This is a genomic window from Ruegeria sp. YTSC325 (genome assembly GCF_059609525.1).
In genome coordinates this window covers 1-22,389 of sequence record NZ_JBXWLY010000024.1, presented here as the reverse complement: position 1 = coordinate 22,389, position 22,389 = coordinate 1, and the positions used below count along the sequence as shown (strand labels likewise).

Here is a 22,389-nt window from a genome sequence, read left to right as displayed (position 1 = left end):
TTCAGTTCAGACCCGTGCGCATGGCTGCTGCCAATTTTGCGATGGCCTGAATGTTGGCCGGTCCCGGCGTCAATTCTTCGTACCGCAAACCGATCCAGCGCTCGTTTTTGACCGCGTCGGTTTGTGACATAACAGGATGTTCTTGCAGAAACCTGAACGTATCCGCCGCTCCGTTTCCGGTTTGATAATCCAACAGCACTAAAAACTCAGGGTTCGCGGCTGCCACGGTTTCCCATGACGTGCGACCCCAGCTTGTGTCCATATCACGGGTAACGTTGAGACCACCCGCCGCTGCTATCATAGCGTTGGGGATTGCGTATTTCCCAGCAGTGAACGGAGCGTCCGCCGGGCCATCCAACAGAAACACTCGAGGTTTCGGTAAGTCTGCGGTTTGTGCCTCGATTGCGGTCAGTTCATCCTTCCAACCAGATACAAGCGCTTCGGCCTTGTCTTCGACATGCATGACTTTGCCCAGCCGCAGAATGTCGTCAAACAAAAGGTCCATGCTGGCCTCGGGGCGGTCTTTATGCAGATGAACGCAGCTTTCAGTCAGGATCATGGTTTTGATCCCGAACGGGGCAAGTGTTTCTGGCGTTACATCACCACCGGGACGCATTCCATAGTACCAGCCGGCGAAGAACAGATCGGGTTCTACCGCGACAATATTTTCCACCGATGGATATTTCGGTGCCAGTTCGGGGATATCTCCACGTAGCGTGTCGAATTCAGGACTGGTTTTGTACCAGCCGGTGATGCCCGTGAGGCCGACGATTTTGTCTTGCAGACCCAGCGCAAAGGCCATGTCGGTCATGTTCATGTCATGTACGACCAACCGTTCGGGCTGGGTTTCAAACACCAGCGGTTCACCACAATTGTCTACGGTCACTTCATGCGCAGCAACACCGCTCGCCATGGCCATAACCAGAGCCACGGACAAGATATGTTTCATTTTGGAAATCTCCTGGAGGGTTGGGAAACAGTGGTTTTTCGTATGTCCAGCGCGGGGATCATCCGACCGTCGTGCTGAAAGAATAAGTAGTCGACGCCGAACGTGTCGCGCACATGTTGAGTCGTCAGGACCTCGGAAACAGGGCCAAACCCGGTCAGCCGGGTAGATTTCATCAACGCGACATGGGTGGCGAATTCGGGGATCATGACAATGTCATGGACAATCATTATGACGGTTATCCCCAGTCCAGCGACCAGCGACAACATCCGCCCTTTGGCGTCGGGATCCAAATGGTTCGTCGGTTCGTCCAAAAACAGAAGAGTAGGGTTCTGCGCCAGCGCACGCGCGATATGGGCGCGCTGACGTTCGCCACCCGACAACACTGCCATGCGCTTGTCGGCAAGCTCCAAAAGGCCGGTCAGGTCCAGAATTCGCGTCAAGTCGTTTGCGTGATCTTCAGAGGAGCGGTCCGAGCGAATTGGAATTTGCCCAAGTGCCACATAGTCACGCAGATGCAAGCGCCCATCGGGATATTCCTGCTGACTGACGACGGCAATTTTTCGGGCGCGCTCCGTCGCTGACAGTGTCTTCAAGCTCTGCTCTTGCACCAGAACGTCGCCTTCGGACAGAGCTTCAGCGCCACAAAGTAAGTTCAGCAGAGTGGTTTTGCCAGCGCCATTCGGACCGGCAATGGCCAGAACCGACCCCTCTTCAAGGTCGAACGAGATGTCTTGCAACAGAACGTCACCGTGAAAAGAATAGTAGGCTACACCACGCGCCTGCAGGAAGGGTCTGGTCATCATCGAGCTCCTCGAACAGCCAACGCCGGCATGCGCGCCAATGTCTTGGTTATCAGAGGCGCCGGCCTGTCTGTGGCCTTTGTCCAACCAGTTGCGCTGCCCAGGTATTGCGCGGCGAATTGGGCAAGAGCATTCAGCTCTTGCTCGGTGCCGATATCACCAAACAGGTATTGGGCTTTTCCTAGGGCCTGAAATCCGACAGTGACCGGGTGATCGCATCCAGCCATACAGTCTACTGTGCGCACTGCGAAACCCGCAGGCAATTCAGGGCACAAGGCATCCGCAATGTGCTGCGCTGCCTCCAAACCCTGACAGGTCGCGCAGATCAGAACAAAATGATCAGTGGGCTCGGCCATCAAGCGTCTGTTCCACGGCCCCTGGGGCCGTACTGAAACGCGGTCGCGCATAAAGGCGTACGAGGTACCATCAAGCCTCCTTCCAGGACGCCCCGCCCCGGGTTGGTTTCGGTTGCGATGGCAGGTCTCCTGACTTGCGGGTCGAGGCTTGGCCACCCTTCCCGACATTATTCACGTCAGTGGGATATTGGCTTCGCTCACCGCCTACAGTTGCGGGGGCAGTTACGGACTTGGCACTTAAACCTCACCGTATTCCCTTTTCACCGCTGGAGCATGCCCCAGGGAACCATCAAATGCGTCACTGCCCGAGATCAGATCGCCGGTCAACACAAATCACCGGAGGTTGCGCAGGAATGTAGTTTTGAAAATATGTTTCCTTTCAAGAAAATTGCAGGCGATAACGACGAAGCGAAAGGCGTTAAGGATAGGTTGGTGAAAGCATCAAACGATAGGTCCAAACCTCAGTTTTCTCAGGATCCCCACAAGGTCAGGGACCCCGGTGAAAAGAACCTCGAAACGGCGATCGGTCGTGAAATCCGCGCGTTGAGGTTGCAGCAGGGCGTGACAATTGCGGAATTGTCGGGGCTGACCGGGTTATCCATCAGTATGCTGTCAAAAATCGAAAACGGCTACACATCGCCTTCATTGACGACGCTACAATCGCTGGCCAATGCTCTGAGCACACCGATCACTGCATTTTTCCGCAGATATGAAGAAACCCGAAACGCAACCCACACCAAAGCGGGAAAGGGCGTTGAAACAGAGAGAGCCGGGACACGCGCAGGCCATCAATACAGCCTTTTGGGTCATATGGGGTCTAATGCCAGTGGTGTTGTGGTCGAACCCTATCTGATCACGCTGACGGAAGAGTCCGACACTTTCCCGACGTTCCAGCATGACGGGATTGAAATGCTCTACATGCTTGAAGGCGAAGTCGATTACAGACACGGCGATCAAATTTACCTGCTGGAGCCGGGTGATACGTTGTTCTTTGATGCGGACGCACCGCATGGACCCGAGTTGCTGCGCAAACTGCCAGCCCGCTACCTGTCGATCATCTCATATCCGCAGACGCGTTAGTCACGATTCGGCGATTGATAAACCGCTGCTGAGGTTTTGCGGGGTTGCTCTCCGTGATTTTTGAATGCGGGGGAAATAGATAGCCGAAAATATTCCCCTTATGAATATTAATTTCCCTTTGTTGATAACCTGAAGTTCAGGTGTTAGCGTCTGCCCAACTCAACACAGGAGAAGCTGACACATGTGTGGAATTGTCGGCCTTTTTTTGAAGGACAAAACGCTCGAGCCTCAATTGGGCGCGATGCTGACAGATATGCTGATCACAATGACAGATCGCGGCCCGGACAGCGCCGGGATCGCGATTTATGGACCTGTCGGAGATCAGGCAAAGCTCACCGTGCAATCCGACAATCCGGACGCGGATTTTCAGACTCTGGCCGAAGATTTGGCCGACGTCTTGACCAGCCCCGTCAGCTTGGGCCGCAATGACACTCATGCGGTTCTGAGCGTGGCCAACGACAAAGTCAGCGCTGCGCGGCAGGCCCTGAGGGAATTGCGCCCTGGCCTACGGATCATGTCCGATGGCGATGCGATCGAAATTTATAAAGAAGTTGGATTGCCTCGAGAGGTGGCGGAGCGGTTCCAATTGACCTCGATGTCCGGCAGCCACGGGATTGGCCATACACGCATGGCCACTGAATCCGCCGTCACCACAGAAGGGGCGCACCCGTTCAACACCGGCGCGGATCAGTGCTTGGTGCATAACGGATCGCTGTCCAACCACAACGCCCTGCGCCGCAAACTGATGCGCGAGGGCGTGCGGATCGAATCCATGAACGATACCGAGGTCGGCGCGGCCTATCTGACATGGAAAATGCAAAACGGGGCCACTCTGGGTGAGGCGCTGGAAAGCAGCCTTGAGGATCTCGACGGGTTCTTTACCTTTGTGGTCGGCACCAAGGATGGGTTCGGCGTGGTTCGCGACCCCATCGCCTGCAAACCGGCGGTAATGGCCGAGACCGATCAATATGTGGCCTTTGGCAGCGAGTATCGCGCCTTGGTCAACCTGCCGGGAATCGAGGATGCCCGCGTCTGGGAACCCGAACCCGCAACCGTCTATTTCTGGAGCCACTAAAATGCAGAGCTATGATGTTGCCGAACAGGGCCTGCGCGGGCTGAACGCCGCCCTTCAGGCCCAAAGCACCGAGACAAACCAGACCCAGTGGCAGGTTCAGAACCCCAAGGGCAGCCATGCCATCGCTGTCGGTCTGGATGCCCCGATTGAGGTCACGGTCAAAGGCTCAACCGGCTATTACTGCGCGGGGATGAACCAGCAGGCGACCGTTCGGGTCGAAGGCTCTGTTGGGCCTGGCGTGGCCGAGAACATGATGTCGGGCACTGTGATCGTTGAAGGCGATGCCAGTCAATATGCCGGGGCCACGGGCCATGGCGGGTTGTTGGTGATCAAGGGCAATGCCAGCTCGCGCTGCGGGATTTCCATGAAGGGGATCGACATTGTGGTGCATGGCAATATCGGCCATATGTCCGCCTTCATGGCGCAAGCGGGGACGCTGGTGGTCTGCGGTGATGCGGGCGACGCGCTGGGGGTTTCATTGTACGAGGCGCGGCTATTCGTGCGCGGCTCGGTCAAAAGTCTGGGCGCGGATTGCATTGAAAAAGAGATGCGTCCCGAACATCTGACCCTGTTGCAAGACCTGCTGGAGCGCGCGGGCGCGGATGCCAAGCCGGAAGAGTTCAAACGCTATGGCTCGGCTCGGCAGCTTTACAATTTCGATGTCGACAACGCGGCAGAATACTGAGGAAGACGGTTATGGACGATCACACACCACGCACGATGCCGATACAGTCTGAAACGTTTTCAAACCCGGTCAACGCGGAAATCCGGCGGGCGGCGGCAACGGGCATCTATGACATTCGCGGCGGCGGCGCGAAACGCAAAGTACCGCATTTCGACGATCTGTTGTTTCTGGGGGCCTCGGTCAGCCGCTATCCTCTGGAGGGCTATCGCGAACGCTGTGACACCTCGGTCACGCTGGGCACGCGCTTTGCCAAGAACCCGATCCAGCTGGATATCCCGATCACCATCGCGGGCATGAGTTTCGGTGCGCTGTCTGGCCCCGCGAAAGAGGCGCTGGGTCGCGGAGCGTCAGCTGCCGGTACGTCGACCACCACCGGTGACGGTGGTATGACGCCCGAGGAACGCGGTCATTCCTCGAAACTGGTTTATCAGTATCTGCCTTCGCGCTATGGCATGAACCCCGACGATCTGCGCAAAGCCGACGCGATCGAGATTGTGGTGGGGCAGGGCGCCAAACCCGGCGGTGGCGGGATGCTTTTGGGTCAAAAGATCAGCGACCGCGTGGCCGAGATGCGGACCCTGCCCAAAGGGATCGACCAGCGCTCGGCCTGTCGGCACCCGGATTGGACGGGCCCGGATGACCTTGAGATCAAGATCTTAGAGTTGCGCGAAATCACCGGCTGGCAAGTACCGATCTATGTGAAGGTCGGCGCGACGCGACCCTATTACGACACGGCGCTGGCGGTGAAAGCCGGGGCTGATGTGGTGGTGATGGACGGGATGCAGGGCGGCACCGCGGCCACGCAGGATGTCTTCATCGAACATGTGGGTATCCCGACGCTGGCCTGTATCCGCCCCGCCGTGCAGGCATTGCAAGATCTGGGTGTGCATCGCGAGGTGCAACTGGTGATCTCGGGCGGTATTCGCAATGGCGCGGATGTGGCCAAGGCGATGGCTTTGGGCGCGGATGCGGTGGCCATCGGCACGGCGGCTTTGATCGCGCTGGGGGACAATGACCCGAAATGGGAGGCCGAGTATCAGAAGCTGGGCACCACCACCGGGGCCTATGACGATTGGCACGAAGGCCGCGATCCGGCGGGTATCACCACGCAAGACCCAGAACTGGCGGCGCGCCTTGACCCGGTCGAGGCCGGGCGGTGTCTGCGCAACTACCTCAAGGTCATGACGCTTGAGGCGCAGACCATCGCGCGCGCCTGCGGCCACAACGATCTGCACAATCTGGAGCCCGAAGACCTGTGTGCTCTGACGATGGAGGCCGCCGCCATGGCGCGCGTGCCTCTGGCGGGGACAGACTGGTATCCGGGCAAGCCGGGGTTCTGAGACAAGCGGGCGCGACCCTGACCGGGGCCGCGCCTTTTCTTTTGGGTTCAACAGGGAAAGGAAAGCCGACCATGACGACAGATCTGGCTGCTTTCGCCAAGGAAAAAGGCGTCAAATACTTCATGATCTCGTTCACCGATCTGTTCGGTGGACAACGGGCCAAACTGGTCCCTGCACAAGCCATCGCCGAGATGCAGATCGAAGGCGCAGGCTTTGCCGGGTTCGCCACTTATCTGGACATGACCCCGGCGCACCCTGACATGTTGGCGGTGCCCGATCCGTCCTCGGTCATTCAGCTGCCTTGGAAGCCCGAAGTTGCGTGGGTTGCAGCAGACTGTGTGATGGAGGGTGAAGACGTGGCCCAAGCCCCGCGCAACGTTCTGCGTCGTCTGATCGACGAGGCCGCCGCTGAAGGGCTGCATGTCAAAACCGGGGTCGAGGCCGAGTTCTTTCTGCTGACCCCCGATGGAGAACAGATCAGCGATCCGTTCGATACCGCCGCCAAGCCCTGCTATGACCAGCAGGCGGTGATGCGCCGTTATGACGTGGTGCGCGAGATTTGCGACTATATGCTGGATCTGGGCTGGGGCCCGTATCAAAACGACCACGAGGACGCCAATGGCCAGTTCGAGATGAACTGGGAATTCGACGATGTTCTGCGCACCGCAGACAAGCATTCGTTCTTCAAGTTCATGACCAAATCCGTGGCCGAAAAACATGGGTTTCGCGCCACCTTCATGCCCAAACCGGTCGAAGGGCTGACAGGTAATGGTTGTCACGCCCATATCTCGGTCTGGGATGCACCGGGGGCTGATGCCAAGACCAACGTATTCGCGGGTGAAGGTGACGGCCCGACCGGAGAAGTGGGCCTGAGCGAGAAGGGCAAACATTTCCTCGGCGGGATCATGAAACATGCCAGCGCGTTGGCTGCGATCACCAACCCCACGGTGAACAGCTACAAACGCATCAATGCCCCGCGCACCATGTCGGGCGCGACCTGGGCACCCAATACCGTCACGTGGACGGGCAACAACCGCACCCATATGGTGCGCGTGCCCGGTCCGGGCCGGTTCGAGCTGCGTTTGGCGGACGGTGCAGCAAACCCGTACTTGTTGCAGGCGGTGATCATCGCGGCGGGGCTGTCCGGGTTGCGCTCCAAAGCCGATCCCGGCCAGCGTCATGATATCGACATGTATGCTGAGGGTCACACCGTAACCGACGCACCGAAACTGCCGCTGAACCTGCTGGACGCGCTGCGCGCCTATGACAGTGACGCGGGGCTGAAGGCGGCGATGGGGCACGAATTTTCCAGCGCCTACCTGAAGATGAAGCATCAGGAATGGAATTCCTTCGTCAGCCATTTCTCACGCTGGGAGAAAGAGCACACTTTAGACATCTGATTGGCAACCCGCCGATATTCAGCACACCTCTTGTGCGGTTGTTACATTCTCTTGTTATGCGGCGCTGCGGCATGGGCGGTTTTGGACGCTATGCCGTAGCGTAAACTTTGTGGTTTTGGGTGGAATCGCCTATGCTGCAGCGCAGAAAAAACGAGAGGATCGGCACCATGTTCCGCCTGGATGGAACGAAAGCGCTGATTATTGGCGTGGCCAATGATCAGTCGATTGCCTGGGGTTGTGCCCGCGCCCTGCATGCGCAGGGGGCCGAGGTCGCATTGACCTATCTCAATGACAAGGCCGAACCGCATGTGCGAGGCCTCGCGGATCAGGTCGGGGCAAAAATCGTTATGCCGCTGGATGTCCGAAAACCAGACCAGACGCAGGCGCTGTTTGATGAGATTGGCGCGCGGTGGGGTCGGCTGGATACACTGGTGCATTCGATCGCGTTTGCTCCGCGTGATGATTTGCATGGTCGCGTTGTGGATAGCTCGGCCGAGGGGTTTGCATTGGCCATGGATATCTCGGTCCATTCTTTTTTGCGTATGATCCGTCTGACAGAGCCATTGATGGATCGTGGCGGCACCTGCATGACGGTCTCGTTTCTGGGAGCCAGCCGGGTCGTTGAGAATTACAATATCATGGGCCCGGTCAAAGCGGCGCTTGAAGCTGCTGTTCGATATGCTGCTGCAGAGCTGGGGCCAAAGGGTATCTCGGTTCACGCCTTGTCGCCTGGCCCGTTACAAACACGGGCTGCCTCTGGGCTGGCTGAATTCGATGCCCTGCTGTCAGATGCCGCCGCCCGAGCACCCACGCACCATTTGGCGACGATCGAGGATGTTGGTGCCTATGCCGCTTTTCTTGCCAGTCGCGAAGCATTCAACGTCACCGGTGGGGTCCATCCCATCGACGGCGGATACAGTATCGTCGGTTAAAGGATGTCCTCATGATACCGAATACACATTCCAAGTCTCTGCAGTTCGGGTCCCATATGGCCCGCGATGCAGCCGTCGCAAATGACAGAACCTATAGTGCCGTTGAAAATGCGCTGGAACAATCGCAGGTCAAATGGAACTTGCTGTCAAAGTCAGCTGCGTTGCAATCCATTAAAATCGCGACGGATCACTCCGAGCGCACGCGAAACCTGCTTCAAGGCATTGCAGACGCGTCTGCCCGAATTGCTGGCTCATCGTTCATTGCGAAGGATTGGGCGGACTACCTGAAGGACGCAAGCCAGCGGGTCGCTTTGACAATGGATGTGCTGCGTGAGCGCGGCGATATTTTCCTTGAACACGAGGCTGCTGGGTGCCCACCCGTATTGGTTTACGATTACGAAGTTGTGGTGGATGGCGCGCAGCTCAAGCGGCCTTGCAACTATCAGCTGTTGCAGATCGTGCCGCCTGAAGGTGTCAAAATCGACAACATCAAACGCCCGTATGTAATCATTGATCCAAGGGCGGGCCACGGTGGTGGAATAGGCGGATTTAAAACCGACAGTCAGGTCGGGGTAGCGCTATCCAAAGGGCACCCGGTTTATTTTGTCAGCTTTGGTCGTGACCCGGTGCCGGGCCAGACCCTCGCCGATGTCATGCATACCGAGGCCGGATTTGTCAGAACGGTAAGCGCCCGCCATCCCAACAGTCCTCAACCTGTTGTCACGGGTAACTGTCAGGGCGGTTGGGCCACGTTGATCATGGCGGCCTGCAACCCCGATTTGACGGGCCCGCTTGTGCTGAACGGAGCGCCGATTGCCCCTTGGTCAGGCGAAGTCGGGGAAAACCCGATGCGGTACAATGCCGGAGTTCTGGGCGGCACATGGCAGCCGATGTTTTGGTCCGATCTGGGTGCTGGCAAGTTTGACGGTGCCAATCTGGTGATGAATTTCGAACAGCTGAACCCCAGCCGGAATTACTTTGGAAAGTACTTTGATCTCTATCGTGATCCCGAAGGCGGCCGCCAGAGGTTTCTGGACTTTGAACGCTGGTGGGGTGGTTACTTCATTTTGAACGAAGCCGAAATCCACTGGATCGTCGAGCAGCTGTTTGTGGGCAATCGTTTGGTCAAGAACACGGCGCAGCTGGAGCCCGGTGTGCCAATCGACATCAAGGCAGTGAAGGGCCCGATTTTTGTTTTCGCCAGCCAGGGTGACAATATCACACCGCCTCAACAGGCGCTGAACTGGATTGCCGCAACCTATTCCGACGAAGAAGAAATCCGCCTGCGCGGTCAGCGGATCGTTTACATGTTGCACGACGAAGTCGGGCATCTAGGTATTTTCGTATCGTCCAAAGTCGCACGGAAAGAGCATACCGAGCTTGCCTCGACCCTTGAAACGGTCGAAGCCATGGCGCCGGGGCTTTATGAGATGAAGATCGAAAACGTCGAGGGCGTGGGGCTCGACAAGAAATTCGAAGTCCGCTTTTTGGAGCGGACACTGAAAGATGTGGCAGCGCTGGATGACGGGCAGCAGGACGAGACCTGTTTTGCTGCTGTAGCGCATATGTCGGAAACTCAGGCAAATATCTACGAAACCTTTGGCCGCCCTTTCGTGCAATCTGCGGTTACGCCGACCACGGGTCAGGCTTTGCAAGATCTTCATCCTTTGCGGCAGCAACGTGCGTTGGCGTCTTCCGCTCAGCCTGCGATGTTGCCCGTGAAAATGACCGCTGACTTGGCCAAGGAAAACCGCTTGGTTGCTGCGCAGGACAATCCCTTTTTGCAATTGGAGAAACTTACAGGGGACTGGATCGAGCAGATGATGGACTTGGGCCGGGACCTGCGCGATGCCTGGTACGAAGCCGCGTTCTTTTCAATGTGGGGCGGCCCGGTGGCGACGTGGTTTGGGCGAAAAAATGCGGCCCATCGAACCTTGCCAGACCCTGAAGGACTGAAGGCCCTTCCCGAAGTGCAGGCCGCTTTGGCCCATATGAAACAAGGGGGCGTCGCCGAAGCTGTTGTCCGCATGTTGATCCTGCTGGCCTTCAGCAATCAAAGTTTTCGCTCGGAAATATTGGATCGTTGGGCTCATGTGTTTAAACATGAGGATCCGTTCAAAGACCTGACAGTTGAACAGCGTCGCCGCCTTTTGCACGAACAGACGATCATAACGACGTTTGACGAACAAGGCGCCCTGGACAGTTTGTCTGATCTATTACCCGCCGAGGAAGAGCGCAGCAAAGCTGTTGATCTGATCGAGAGGATTGTTGGAGATATTCCGCAACCTACAACCGAGCTGATAGCTATGGTTCGAGACTTGCGACAAGTGCTTGACCTGACTGCGCCAGAGCCTAAGACAGCGGCACTTCGGACATCAAAGACTCGCAGACCAGCAAAGCGGCCTGCTGAAATCAAGCAGAGTTGATACAGAATGAAAATCCTCGAAAATCGAACGTTTTCGCAACTGGAAGTTGGCGATGAGGCGCAATTGACCCGACTGTGTACAGTCGACGACCTGTACGCGTTTGCCTCGGCATCAGGTGATCATAATCCGTTGCATCTGGCGGCTTATGATGGTGATGGCGACGGTCGGCCCGAAGCGGTAGCACCTGCGTTGTGGCCTGCGGGCCTGGTGGCGGCGGTGTTGGGAAATATTCTGCCGGGCGCAGGGACGCAGACCCGACGTGCAGATCTGAGCTTTCATGTTCCGGTCTTGGCAGGGGATGAGCTGACGGCCTTTGTTACTGTCGCGGAAAAGCTGGAAGACGGCGATCTGATCTGCACAACCGAAGTGCACCGCGTTGGGGACAATATTCTGGTCCTCAGCGGAAGTGTTCAGGTAACGCCACCCGCCCAACACATGGAGTTCGACTCGGTCGAAGTTCCGGGTCTTGTTGTTCAGCGCCATCGCCATTTCGACGCGCTATTGGAAAAGGCGCGCCCGCTTGATCCGATGCCAACAGCGGTTGTCGCCCCCGAGGATGCCAATTCGCTTGGCGGTGCCTTGCTGGGCCATGCCAACAACATCATCACGCCCATACTTGTGGGGAACCGAGGCAAGATCGAAGCCGCTGCAGCCGAACTGGGTGCCGATTTGACAGGTATCGAGATCGTCGAAGCCGCCAGCCATGGGGTAGCTGCGCATAAGGCAGTAGACCTGGTGGTCGAAGGAAAGGCGGAAACCTTGATGAAGGGGTATCTGCATACTGATGAGCTGTTGCACGCGGTTCTGCGTCGGGAAAAGGGGCTGCGGACCGGGCGGCGACTGTCGCATGTATTCGTGATGGACGTACCGGGCATGTCGCGGCCGATCATGGTAACGGATGCCGCAGTCAATATCGCGCCTGACCTCGAGACCAAGGCAGATATCGTCCAGAACGCAATTCATCTGGCGCACTCGATAGGGATCGGAACCCCGAAAGTTGGGGTGCTGTCGGCGGTTGAAACGATAAACCCTCATATGCCCTCATCAGTAGATGCAGCGCTGCTGTCCAAGATGGCCGAGCGGGGTCAGATCACAGGTGGTCTGGTCGACGGCCCTCTGGCGATGGACAACGCGGTTGACCTGAACGCGGCACGGACCAAAGGTATTACGTCCGAGGTCGGCGGCGCTGCGGATATTCTGGTCGCTCCGAATATCGAGGCCGGAAATATGGTGGCGAAACAGCTTACTTTCATCTCTCATGCCGAGGCCGCTGGCATCGTTCTGGGGGCAGCAGCGCCCATTATCCTGACGTCCCGGTCAGACGACGACGCGTCGCGCCTGGTATCTTGTGCGGTGGCAGTGCTGCACGCCAATGCAACCAAAGGCAAAATCCATGGCTAACCATGTTCTGGCGTTGAACGCCGGCTCTTCTTCGCTCAAGTTTGCGCTGTATGAACTGGTGGATGACAATCGCCCCAGTATGCGGTGGCGTGGACAGATTGAACGCTTGGGCGACGCGCCGCGTCTGCTGGCGCAATCCGCTGGTGGGCGGTCGATAGACCGGCCTTTGAGCAATACCAAAAGCCATGACGAAGCAATCCATGCGTTTCTGGAACTGGCGCAGGAATATCTGCCTGACATTCATGTCCGTGCGATCGGGCATCGCGTGGTGCATGGGGGCACCGTATATTCCGAGCCTGTTCGCATCGACGACGCTGTTATTGATACTCTCAGCAGCTTTATCCCCTTTGCGCCGCTGCACCAACCATACAGCCTTGCGGGCATTCGTGCCGCCAGCGCGGCTTTCCCCAACACGACGCAGGTCGCTTGTTTCGATACCGCCTTCCATCGTACGCACCCGTGGGTCAATGACACCTTCGCGCTGCCGCAAAGCTATTACGACAAAGGTGTGCGTCGGTACGGCTTTCACGGACTTAGCTATGACTACATTTCACAAAAGCTGAAAGAGATCGCACCGGGTCTTTACGATGGCCGGGTGGTTATCGCGCATTTAGGCAACGGTGCTTCAATGTGCGCGGTGTCCGGAGGGCGTGCCATTGCATCGACTATGGGGTTCTCGGCGTTGGATGGTTTGCCTATGGGGACGCGCAGCGGGCAACTGGACCCCGGTGTTGTGCTTTACATGATGCAGCAAGATGGCATGTCTGCCGATGAAATCGCCGAAGTCCTGTATCGCAAGTCAGGACTGTTGGGTCTTTCAGGTATTTCTTCAGACATGCGGACTCTGCTGGCCGCCGATACGCCCGATGCGCGCAAAGCCATCGACTATTACGTGTTCCGCATCCGTCGGGAGTTGGGCGCGTTGTCGGCCGCGCTGGAGGGGATTGATGCACTGGTCTTTACCGGTGGTGTTGGCGAAAACTCAGCCCCAATTCGGCAAATGGTATGTGATGGGATGCGGTGGATCGGAATTGATATGGATCACGCACGCAATGCAGATGGCGGTACAGTTCTGTCGACCGATTTCAGCCGAGTCCGAATTCTGTCGATCCCAACGAATGAAGAGATGGTGATCGCGTGGGCCGCTGCAGCGATGATGTAATCAATCTGCTTTCGTCTTTCGGTTCCGCGCGTACTTGAGCGCGGAACCCAACAGCGCACTGACGATTTCTGGCGTCAGCGCGCCTATTGGATCGCGCCGGACGCCCGAGACAACATTTCGCGCTTCGGTTAGGTTTTCTTTTATTTCAACCTCGATGTCTTGCAGGGCCATATCGCGCAGCTCGACGGCTGCGGTTGTATCCGTCGACGCGGTCATCGAGTTCGCGATTAATGCCAGCAAGACGGCAAGTACCAGATTCAGCCCGGCCAGAATAAGAGCAGCCACAGGTTTGGTCAGCGTCGCCGAAAGCCAGAAGAAGCCGGCTATGTTCAGCATCACTACCGCCAGACCGATGGCAAATCCTACCGCGGCGTAGATGCCGGTTCGTTTCGCTGCGACAGCAACCTGCCGTTGCGCAATCAGGCGTTCGGCGCGCAGGATGATCGAAATATTTCGGGAAATGCGGCTCATGCGTGGTCTCCTACCGGGAACGGCCCATCAGGTAGCCAACCGCGAAGATTCCGATGGCAAACATAATCGATTTCTTATGAGGGATATCCTCAAATTCCGTCAGCACCTCGTCAATCTGCGAGGTCCATTGATCCAGTGTGTCCGAAATCTGTTCGGTTACGCTTTCGCTTTTGGCAGGGTTTTCAGTCTGGGACCTATCGTCCAGTTGTCGACGGAGCTCCGCAACTTCTGCTTCCAACTCGGCTTTTGTTACCATCCTCGGGCCCTTTCACCGCTGACATACTATCACAGCTTTGCAGTGCGCCTGAGAATGATACCGAGTTTTTCCGTTTAGTAAAACGGACTTATGTGGCTAGTAGTCCGATACCAGCAAGAAGTCAGGCGCAACATCCTCTTCGATCGTTGCAAAACGCGGGATAGGGTCTTCGAATACATTGTCCGTGCGGTCGTCGTTAACTGTGGAGACCTCGCCGATCAGGCAGTCGCCCTTTTCCGCCCAGAAGGCGTGCCATATCCCTGGCATTAGCGTAACGCTTTCTCCCGGTTGCAGGCGTAGTAGCTCTCCGGGTTTGATGGTGACAGGACAACTGTCGCTGGGGACGACGACAGGATTGTCACGGTCAATGCCGCCATCCGGATCCGACGCATAAATCTCCATCACAAGATCGCCGCCGCCGCGGTTGATGATGTCTTCGGCCTTGATGATGTGGCGATGCATCGGCGAAAGCTGTTTGTCGCGGGACACCAACAGCTTTTCGGCATAGAGCATTCCCCGGCCTTTATTCAGATCGGTCACGTCGCCGTTGCGCAAGGTGAAAAGGAATAATCCAAGCTCATCAAACCGGCCTTGCCCGTAATCGGTGATATCCCAGCCTAGACCACGGTCTCGAATCCCTTGCGCATCATCGCTGCGCATACGGTCAGGCGCCCACCTGGCGAACGGAGGCAATACAGCGCCGAAAGAGTGAATGAATGCCTCTGCTTCGGATTTGATGGAATTAATTTCAGATCGTTTCATCTGTGCCTCTTCAGCTCAAAGCTCATGCGCCCAGGGTGGGTTTGCACCTGCGCGGGATACAGTGATCGCAGCAACCTGTGCCCCTTTGATGAGGGCCGCGCCTAGCGCATCAGTTGTAAGATGGCGTACGGCTGACTTGGTCAAGTGACCGGATTTCTGCAACTCTGCAAGAACGCCTGCATTGAACGTGTCGCCAGCGCCGACCGTATCGACAACTTCGACCGGGTTGGAGGGTGTCGATATTTCTGTTCCGTCTGCCAAATAGCCCGTAGCCCCATCGCTGCCTTTTGTTACAATCACGGCGGTAGGTCCGTCTTGTAGCAATCGCCGGGCTTTGTCAGCGGTACCTTTTTGTCCGGGAAGAATCCAATCAAGATCCTCGTCCGATACTTTTACAATATCCGACTGCGAGATCATCCGGTTCAACCGCGTTCGATACCGTGACTCATCCTTGATGAATCCCGGCCTGATGTTTGGGTCCAGCATAACGGCGCGGTCAGAACAATGCTGCTCCTGAACCGAAGCGTAGGCATCAGCGCAGGGTTCGCAAGCAAGACTTATCCCGCCAAAATAAAGGGCCGAAACACCGGCTAACTGCGGCGGCATGTCTTTGGGCATCAGCATTCGGCCCGCCGAGTTTTCGTCGTTAAACGAGTAGGTCGCGTGGCCGTTTTTCAACTGTACGAATGCCAAAGTCGTTGGACGATCCGAGCGAATGACATGCGTCTGATCTACGTGGCTGTTGGTTAAGGAGTCGGCAAGCTGATCGCCGAACATATCGCGGGACAAACCAGTGAGCATTCCAACCGATGCGCCCAAACGACCCAACGCGATGGCGGTATTGAAAATCGCCCCGCCGGAATGGGGAACAAAACCCTGCCCACCGTCGGTGGTCGGGGCGGGGATCATGTCGATCAGCGCTTCACCGCAGCACAAGATCATTCGGGGACCTTTCCGGTTTGGCCGCGTCAGGCCATCCGACGCGCGAGCGCACTTTTGCAGAAATTGTTAGCGCCAACAATGCCAAATTCATCCTGTTCGGAGACATAAAGGTTCATCGACCGGCGCAACTCACTAAACCGCCCCCCTGCGTTGAAGGCGTCTCGGAAGGCGTCCTTGAACAGCCAACGGTTCTTTTCAGCCACGCCGCCTACCAGAAAAACACCGCCCGCAGGCATCATGGTGACGGCCATATCGCCCATGACGGCCCCCAAGTGTGTGGTAAACATATGGGCCGCGCGTACCGCATGAGGGTCTGTTTGAGCCAGCGCGTCTTGCAGGATATCCTTTGCAGGACGGGTTTCTGCGTTGGTTTGACCAGCTGCGAGTTGGATAGCTTGGTAGAGGATGGGCAGGCCAGTGCCGCTCAGGAACATCTCGGCCTCAAGGGTCAGCGAGTCGTCAAAGAAACACTCGGGCGCGACCTTACGCGCGGCGCGAAATACTTCAACCTCGTCTGCGTGGCGCGGGGACAGGCCCACATGGCCGCCTTCGCCGGATGCCGTATGATAGTGCCCCTCGGAATAGAGCAACGACCCAACCCCGAGGCCGGTGCCCGGCCCAACGACCAAGCGGGTGCCGACCGGTGGGGTTTCCGCACCCTGCATCACTTCGACGTCACCGGCACCGATTTCGGCCACAGACCACGCCGCTGCGGTGAAGTCATTGATCACGAAGGTATGCTGCGCGCCGGTCGCACGACCGATATCATCCTCGGACAAATCAAGCTGCGCGTTGGTCAGTCGGATCGTACCATCCCGCACCGGCCCGGCCCCGGCGGCGACAACCGCCTGCGGGTCGGTACCGATCTCATCGCGCAGGCTGTGAAACGCCTCGAGCAGTTGCGGCAGCTGACCCGTTGGGTTTTTGCGCAGATCGGTGAGTTTCCCGTTTGAGATAACTCCCAACCGGGTGTTGGTCCCGCCGATATCGGCAACCAGATTCCAGTGTTCATGCATGGCTCCGGCGGGTTGTGCCAGGGGGACAGAGACTTGTGCGCCGGCGAGGGCAGTTTTCACCGCCTCAAAGGACGCTTTGGGTGTCCGCTCCATCGTATCGAAATCCACATCAACCAGACCAAAGCGCTTCTCGTAGCCAAGGGCCCATTCGTAGTTGTCCAGCAGCGACCAGATAAAATAGCCTTTGACGGGCACATCCTGATCCAACGCGTCTTTCACAGCGGCCCAATGCTGGTTGAGGTAGTCGATCCGGTCCTCATCCTGCTGGCGCTCAGAGCTGGCCATGCCATTTTCGGTCACATAGATCGGCAGATCGCCGGTATATTCTCGAGCGGCCCGGGTAAGGAAACGTGTCAGGGCGGAAGGCTCAATTTCCCACCCCATTTGGGTTTTGGGCAGGGGGCCAGGGACCTCTTGCAGGCTGGGCCAGGCGGTGTCGGCAGGCGCGATCAGTTTGCGGGTGTAGTAGTTCAGCCCGCACCAGTCCACGGGCGCGCCGATCGTGTCGAAATCATCCTGCCACCCGGTTGGCAAATAGAGATCCAACCCGTCCAGAACATTTTGCGGATAGGCTTTGTTGAACACGCCGCCCAGAAAGAACCGGTTGTAGATACCGTCATACAAGTCGGCGGCTTTGCGCGCCTCGGCGCTGTCATCGGCGGGTTCGGCCCATTCCAGATTGAACACCGCGCCCAGATTGGACATGCCCAGACCGCGCATCGCCTCGATCGCTCGGCCATGCGCGAGCAGAACATGATGCATCGCGCGAGCCGTCGCACGGATATCGCGCAGGCCAGGAGCGTGGTGGCCGTCGAAATGGCTCAGCCAGCTGACGCACCAGGGCTCATTGATGGGGGCAACACTGAACATCCTGTCGCCGATGCGGCCCATTATGACCTCGGTGAAATCGGCGAACCATCCGGCAATATCCCGGTTGCGCCACCCGCCCAAATCCGCCAGCGGCGAGGGCAGTTCCCAATGGTAGAGCGTCGCACAGGGGCGAATGCCGCGTTCCAGTAGCGCATCGGCCAGCCGGTCGTAATAGTCCAACCCGGCTTCGTTCACGACCCCGCGTCCTTCAGGCAAAACCCGCGCCCAGCTGGTTGAAAAGCGATAGCAATCAAACCCGGCTTCGCGCACCAGATCAAAGTCCTGATCGAAACGGTTGAGGTGATCGCAAGCGAGATCTCCGTTTTCGCCCCGCACCACGTTGCCGGGCGTGCGGGCAAAGGTGTCCCAATGGGTCTGACCTGCGCCACCCTGCGCGTGGCCTTCGATCTGATAGGCAGAGGTTGCGACACCAAAGAGGAAATCTTTGGGGAAATCAGCGCGGGTATATTTCATGTTCAGAACCTGTCAGGAGCGGGGCCGGTCGAGCCGCCAACTACCAGTTCGGCCTCCAGCAATCTAGTTTTAACCGGGTCGTCCGGTGTTTTGATCCGGTCAATCAGCATTTCGGCGGCGATCTCCCCAGCCTGCCTGACCGAGGATCGCGTTGCAGTAAAGATCGGTACGTCCTGTCCATTCTTGAGATAGGAAAGGTCGTCATCATGCGCGATGACCGATACATCGCGACCCATTTTCAACCCAGCCTCATTCAAGGCGCGCCGCACCCCGATGGCAGAAATCATTGACGAGACCAATATGGCCGTCGGGGGGTTATCCAGTTGCAGCATGTCGCGGGCTTCGTGATGGCCGTAAACCTCGGTCATCTCGGCGCTGCGCATCAGAGCGGGTTCGGGCGTCAGATTGGCTTCTTGCAGAGCCTGCAGATATCCTTCGCGCCGACGTTGGGCGAAATCCATATCCTCCAACCCATTGATCAGCGCGATACGTTTGTGCCCCAGATCAATCAGAAAACGGGTCGCCCTCAGGAATGAGCTTTTGTTGTTCACATCGACCCAGTCATAAGGCACCTCGATCCCGGTCGAGCGGCCATGTACGATGAACGGAACCGCCATGCGGGTCAAAACCTCGATCCGGTGTTCGTTGACCTTGGGGCCTTGCAGAACGACCCCATCGACAGCGCCGCGTTGGAACAAGTCCCGATAGGTGCGTTCGATCGAGGTATCGTCGGCATTGGTGAACATCATGTCATAGCCATGCGCGCCATAGGTCCGAGCGGCCCCCGCTACAAAATCCCCAAAGATCGGGTTCACCATTTCATGTTGCGCTGAGCTAGGAATCACATGCCCGATCACCATAGAACGCCCCGTGGCCAGCCCTTTGGCGCGGCTGTTCGGGCGATAGCCGTGTTTGGTAGCCGCAGCCTGAACCCGCTCTCGCGTGGCCTCGTTCACTTCGGGGTATCCGTTCAGCGCGCGACTGACCGTTGTCTGTGAAAGACCAAGGATTTCTGAGAGCTGCTTTAGGTTCATATCTCTTCAAAGCGCCTTCAAATTTGTGGCAAAACCGTTGTGAGAGGGTTTTCCTATTGGGTCAACCTGTTTCTACACGTCGTGTGTTTTATTAATTTTTTGACGAATTTTAAACCCAATATTGACAGAACTTGAATGTTAGCGGATAAAACCCGTCATTCAAAGCGCTTTGAAAACTGAGTCTCATGGGCGCGACAGAGTTGGGAGGAGAATTCATGAAACACTCGCTTTACGCAGGCGCGGCAACGTTCGCCCTGATGGCGGGCGCGGCGCATGCCGACAAGGTCACGGTGTTTGGCCCCTGGTTGGGGCCGGATCAGGAAAATGTCGAAAAGGTGCTGGACGGCTTTGCTGCTGCGACCGGGCATGAGTACGCCTATGTCGGCTCGGATAGTTTCGAACAGCAGATCCGCATCGACGCGGAGGCGGGATCTGCCCCCAACGTTGCGGTGTTCCCGCAGCCCGGTCTGGCAGCGGATATGGCCAAATCTGGATTCTTGACGCCTTTAGCAGATGGCACATCCGATTGGATTCGCGACAATTACGCTGCAGGCCAATCCTGGGTCGATCTGGGGACTTACGCAGGCCCGGACGGTGCGGACAGTCTTTACGGATTTTTCTACAAGGTCGATGTGAAATCGCTGGTCTGGTATGTTCCCGAGAACTTCGAGGACGCCGGGTACGAAGTGCCGACCACGATGGAGGAACTCAAAGCTCTGACGGACCAGATTGTGGCAGATGGCGAGACGCCTTGGTGTATCGGTCTGGGGTCTGGCGGAGCGACCGGCTGGCCCGCGACCGACTGGGTCGAGGACATGATGCTGCGTACACAATCGCCCGCGGACTATGACGCCTGGGTCGCAAATGAGATGAAATTCAATGACCCAAAGGTTATCGCGGCGATCGAAGAATTCGGAGCCTTCGCCCGCAACGACGACTATGTCGCTGGTGGGGCAGGGGCCGTGGCCACGACCGATTTCCGCGACAGTCCCAAAGGCATGTTCAGCTCTCCGCCGCAATGCTATCTGCACCGTCAGGCCTCGTTCATTCCGGCTTTCTTCCCCGAAGGCACGGTCGTGGGTGAGGATGCGGATTTCTTCTACTTCCCGGCCTATGAAAGCAAGGACTTGGGCAGCCCGGTTCTGGGTGCGGGCACGCTTTGGGCAATCACCAATGACAGCCCCGGCGCTCATGCTTTGATCGAGTATCTGCAGACCCCCGAAGCGCACGAGACCTGGATGCAGCTAACCGGGTTCCTGACACCGCATAAGGGTGTTGATACCTCGCTGTTCTCGGACCCGACGTTGAAGAAGATGAACGACATCCTTCTGGGTGCGACCACCTTCCGGTTTGACGGGTCTGACCTAATGCCCGGCGGTGTTGGCGCAGGGACGTTCTGGACCGGCATGGTCGACTATGCTGGCGGGACCTCGGCGGAAGAGGTTGCCAACGAAATCCAATCCTCCTGGGACGCGCTGGACTAAGCGTTCCTGATCGGGCAACCCGCTGGTGCGGGTTGCCTGCCACCGTCGCAAGGGAGACGCGGCATGCATCCGGCATTACAGGGCCTGCTGACCATCGCCATCGGCGTGTCAGGGTGTGTGGGCTATTTCTACCTCTCCAACCAATTTCTGGACAAAGTGCTGTTCCCGGCGCGCGGCCCGAATGCAGGGCGCAATATCAACCGCGCCAACATGATCCGGCCGTGGTTGTTTCTGTTCCCGGCGTTGGCGGCGTTGGGCCTGTATCTGGCCTATCCGGTGGTCGAAACGCTGCGCTTGTCCCTTACGGATCGGGTACCCGGTGGGGGCTATGAATGGGTGGGCCTGGAAAACTACATCCAGATGGCGAATGAGCCCAAGTTCTGGGAAGCCATGCGCAATAACATGTTCTGGTTGATCATCGTGCCGGCGCTGTCGACCGCTTTGGGCCTTTTGGTGGCGCAACTGACCGACCGCATCCGTTGGGGCAATATCGCCAAGTCGCTGATCTTCATGCCGATGGCGATCTCGTTCGTCGGGGCCTCGGTGATCTGGAAGCTGGTCTATGACACTCGCCCGGCCGAACAGGATCAGATCGGGATGCTGAACGCCCTTTATATCTTCTTTGGCGGGACCGAGCCGCAAACTTGGCTGACCATCCCGTTCTGGAACAGTTTCTTCCTGATGGTCGTGCTGATTTGGATTCAGACCGGCTTTGCCATGGTGATCCTGTCCGCGGCCTTGCGTGGCATCCCCGAGGAAACCGTCGAGGCCGCCATTCTGGACGGCGCCAACCCGTTCCAGATTTTCTTCCGTATCAAGGTGCCGCAGATCAAGACCACAATTCTGGTCGTATGGACCACGATCACGATCACCGTGCTCAAGGTCTTTGACATCGTCTTTGCCATGACCAACGGCCAGTGGGAGACACAGGTTCTCGCCAACTACATGTATGACAAGCTGTTCCGCGCCAATGACTGGGGTGTGGGGTCGGCCTCGGCCATGGTGATCATGCTGCTGGTCACTCCGATCCTGATCTGGAACGTGCGCAACGCGCGCAAAGAGATGGAGTGAGGCCATGAGCAATATTGCAGGAACCAAACCGGCGCTGCGCTGGGTCGTCCATGCCTCGGTCATATTTCTGGTCGTGCTTTGGGTTGTGCCAACACTTGGGCTGTTGATCTCGTCTTTTCGCACGGCCGATCAAATTGCCACAAGCGGCTGGTGGAAATCGCTTTTCCCGTCCGAACAGAACCTGACTTTGCGGTCCACCGCGCCGGACACACAGGTTCTGGAAAACGGGGTTTACGTGATCGAAGGCAACCTGTTTGACGCGGGAACGACGGCTACGATCTCTCAATGGGGTGTCAGCTCTCGGGCCGTGGATGCGTTTGTTCCGGGGGTGTTGTCACGTTAACCGTCGTTCGGTTGCTCATGCTTGGATTTGGACATAGGTGACATCGATGAATTCATCGTC

20 protein-coding genes, 2 pseudogenes and 1 riboswitch are annotated in these 22,389 nt (G+C 57.5%); of the genes and pseudogenes, 12 read left to right on the top strand and 10 right to left on the bottom strand.

Annotation, left to right across the window (positions count from 1 at the left end):
- Position 1: 1 nt before the first annotated feature.
- The 3 genes from AC2FF7_RS21485 to AC2FF7_RS21475 are packed head-to-tail and all read right to left on the bottom strand — an operon-like array spanning position 2 to position 2,105.
- Complete coding sequence (locus AC2FF7_RS21485) at positions 2-949, bottom strand: ABC transporter substrate-binding protein (RefSeq protein WP_496906307.1); 948 nt, start codon at positions 947-949, stop codon at positions 2-4.
- Positions 946-1,749: an ABC transporter ATP-binding protein gene (locus tag AC2FF7_RS21480; RefSeq protein WP_234899475.1), complete on the bottom strand. Its 804-nt coding sequence runs from the start codon at positions 1,747-1,749 to the stop codon at positions 946-948. The genes AC2FF7_RS21485 and AC2FF7_RS21480 overlap by 4 nt, the downstream gene beginning before the upstream one ends.
- Positions 1,749-2,105 carry a DUF1636 family protein gene (locus AC2FF7_RS21475; RefSeq protein WP_170754165.1) on the bottom strand — a complete coding sequence of 119 codons (357 nt, stop codon included), beginning with the start codon at positions 2,103-2,105 and terminating at the stop codon, positions 1,749-1,751. Before AC2FF7_RS21475 ends, AC2FF7_RS21480 begins: the two co-directional genes overlap by 1 nt.
- A gap of 102 nt (positions 2,106-2,207) precedes the next feature.
- Positions 2,208-2,411, bottom strand: a riboswitch (cobalamin riboswitch).
- Positions 2,412-2,537: 126 nt separating this feature from the next.
- Between AC2FF7_RS21475 and AC2FF7_RS21470 the strand changes: the two genes are divergently transcribed.
- From AC2FF7_RS21470 to AC2FF7_RS21430, 9 genes are all read left to right on the top strand, one after another.
- Positions 2,538-3,185, top strand: a complete 648-nt coding sequence (locus AC2FF7_RS21470; protein ID WP_496906306.1) for a helix-turn-helix domain-containing protein — start codon at positions 2,538-2,540, stop codon at positions 3,183-3,185.
- Between the two features lie 181 nt (positions 3,186-3,366).
- On the top strand, positions 3,367-4,260 hold the full coding sequence (locus AC2FF7_RS21465) for a class II glutamine amidotransferase (RefSeq protein WP_480868357.1): 894 nt from the start codon (positions 3,367-3,369) through the stop codon (positions 4,258-4,260).
- A 1-nt stretch (position 4,261) separates the two neighbouring features.
- Positions 4,262-4,945, top strand: coding sequence for a protein GlxC (locus tag AC2FF7_RS21460; RefSeq protein WP_480868355.1), 684 nt, complete (start codon positions 4,262-4,264; stop codon positions 4,943-4,945).
- A gap of 11 nt (positions 4,946-4,956) precedes the next feature.
- The gene (locus tag AC2FF7_RS21455) at positions 4,957-6,285 is read left to right on the top strand and encodes an FMN-binding glutamate synthase family protein (RefSeq protein WP_480868354.1); all 1,329 of its coding nucleotides are present in this window, start codon (positions 4,957-4,959) and stop codon (positions 6,283-6,285) included.
- Between the two features lie 71 nt (positions 6,286-6,356).
- On the top strand, positions 6,357-7,685 hold the full coding sequence (glnT, locus tag AC2FF7_RS21450; protein WP_480868352.1) for a type III glutamate--ammonia ligase: 1,329 nt from the start codon (positions 6,357-6,359) through the stop codon (positions 7,683-7,685).
- Between the two features lie 167 nt (positions 7,686-7,852).
- Positions 7,853-8,617: an enoyl-ACP reductase FabI gene (fabI, locus tag AC2FF7_RS21445; RefSeq protein ID WP_496906305.1), complete on the top strand. Its 765-nt coding sequence runs from the start codon at positions 7,853-7,855 to the stop codon at positions 8,615-8,617.
- Positions 8,618-8,628: 11 nt separating this feature from the next.
- Positions 8,629-11,043, top strand: a complete 2,415-nt coding sequence (locus AC2FF7_RS21440; protein ID WP_496906304.1) for a DUF3141 domain-containing protein — start codon at positions 8,629-8,631, stop codon at positions 11,041-11,043.
- 6 nt (positions 11,044-11,049) lie between these two features.
- Positions 11,050-12,444 carry a bifunctional enoyl-CoA hydratase/phosphate acetyltransferase gene (locus AC2FF7_RS21435; RefSeq protein WP_480868348.1) on the top strand — a complete coding sequence of 465 codons (1,395 nt, stop codon included), beginning with the start codon at positions 11,050-11,052 and terminating at the stop codon, positions 12,442-12,444.
- The gene (locus AC2FF7_RS21430) at positions 12,437-13,606 is read left to right on the top strand and encodes an acetate/propionate family kinase (protein WP_480868346.1); all 1,170 of its coding nucleotides are present in this window, start codon (positions 12,437-12,439) and stop codon (positions 13,604-13,606) included. The genes AC2FF7_RS21435 and AC2FF7_RS21430 overlap by 8 nt, the downstream gene beginning before the upstream one ends.
- Here AC2FF7_RS21430 and AC2FF7_RS21425 read toward each other — a convergent pair whose 3' ends face one another.
- The 7 genes and pseudogenes from AC2FF7_RS21425 to AC2FF7_RS21395 form a co-directional block, all read right to left on the bottom strand.
- On the bottom strand, positions 13,607-14,077 hold the full coding sequence (locus tag AC2FF7_RS21425) for a hypothetical protein (RefSeq protein ID WP_496906303.1): 471 nt from the start codon (positions 14,075-14,077) through the stop codon (positions 13,607-13,609).
- A 10-nt stretch (positions 14,078-14,087) separates the two neighbouring features.
- Entirely contained in the window at positions 14,088-14,333 is a 246-nt protein-coding gene (locus tag AC2FF7_RS21420; RefSeq protein WP_480868344.1) for a hypothetical protein, read from the bottom strand.
- A 96-nt stretch (positions 14,334-14,429) separates the two neighbouring features.
- A complete protein-coding gene (locus tag AC2FF7_RS21415; RefSeq protein ID WP_496847948.1) occupies positions 14,430-15,095 on the bottom strand; it encodes a D-lyxose/D-mannose family sugar isomerase in 666 nt (221 codons plus the stop codon).
- Between the two features lie 15 nt (positions 15,096-15,110).
- The gene (locus tag AC2FF7_RS21410; protein WP_480868341.1) at positions 15,111-16,037 is read right to left on the bottom strand and encodes a carbohydrate kinase family protein; all 927 of its coding nucleotides are present in this window, start codon (positions 16,035-16,037) and stop codon (positions 15,111-15,113) included.
- Positions 16,038-16,063: 26 nt separating this feature from the next.
- A complete protein-coding gene (locus AC2FF7_RS21405; protein ID WP_496906311.1) occupies positions 16,064-17,053 on the bottom strand; it encodes a glucokinase in 990 nt (329 codons plus the stop codon).
- 42 nt (positions 17,054-17,095) lie between these two features.
- Positions 17,096-18,397, bottom strand: a pseudogene (locus AC2FF7_RS21400) (GH1 family beta-glucosidase); the annotation flags it as partial.
- 2 nt (positions 18,398-18,399) lie between these two features.
- Complete coding sequence (locus tag AC2FF7_RS21395) at positions 18,400-19,431, bottom strand: LacI family DNA-binding transcriptional regulator (RefSeq protein ID WP_480868339.1); 1,032 nt, start codon at positions 19,429-19,431, stop codon at positions 18,400-18,402.
- Between the two features lie 215 nt (positions 19,432-19,646).
- On the opposite strand from AC2FF7_RS21395, the gene AC2FF7_RS21390 reads away from it, so the two are divergent.
- The 3 genes and pseudogenes from AC2FF7_RS21390 to AC2FF7_RS21380 form a co-directional block, all read left to right on the top strand.
- Positions 19,647-20,915, top strand: a complete 1,269-nt coding sequence (locus AC2FF7_RS21390) for an ABC transporter substrate-binding protein (protein ID WP_480868337.1) — start codon at positions 19,647-19,649, stop codon at positions 20,913-20,915.
- 63 nt (positions 20,916-20,978) lie between these two features.
- Positions 20,979-21,986 (top strand): carbohydrate ABC transporter permease, encoded by a 1,008-nt coding sequence (locus AC2FF7_RS21385; protein WP_170355128.1) that lies wholly within the window; start codon positions 20,979-20,981, stop codon positions 21,984-21,986.
- A gap of 4 nt (positions 21,987-21,990) precedes the next feature.
- Positions 21,991-22,314, top strand: a pseudogene (locus AC2FF7_RS21380) (carbohydrate ABC transporter permease); the annotation flags it as partial.
- Positions 22,315-22,389: the final 75 nt, after the last annotated feature.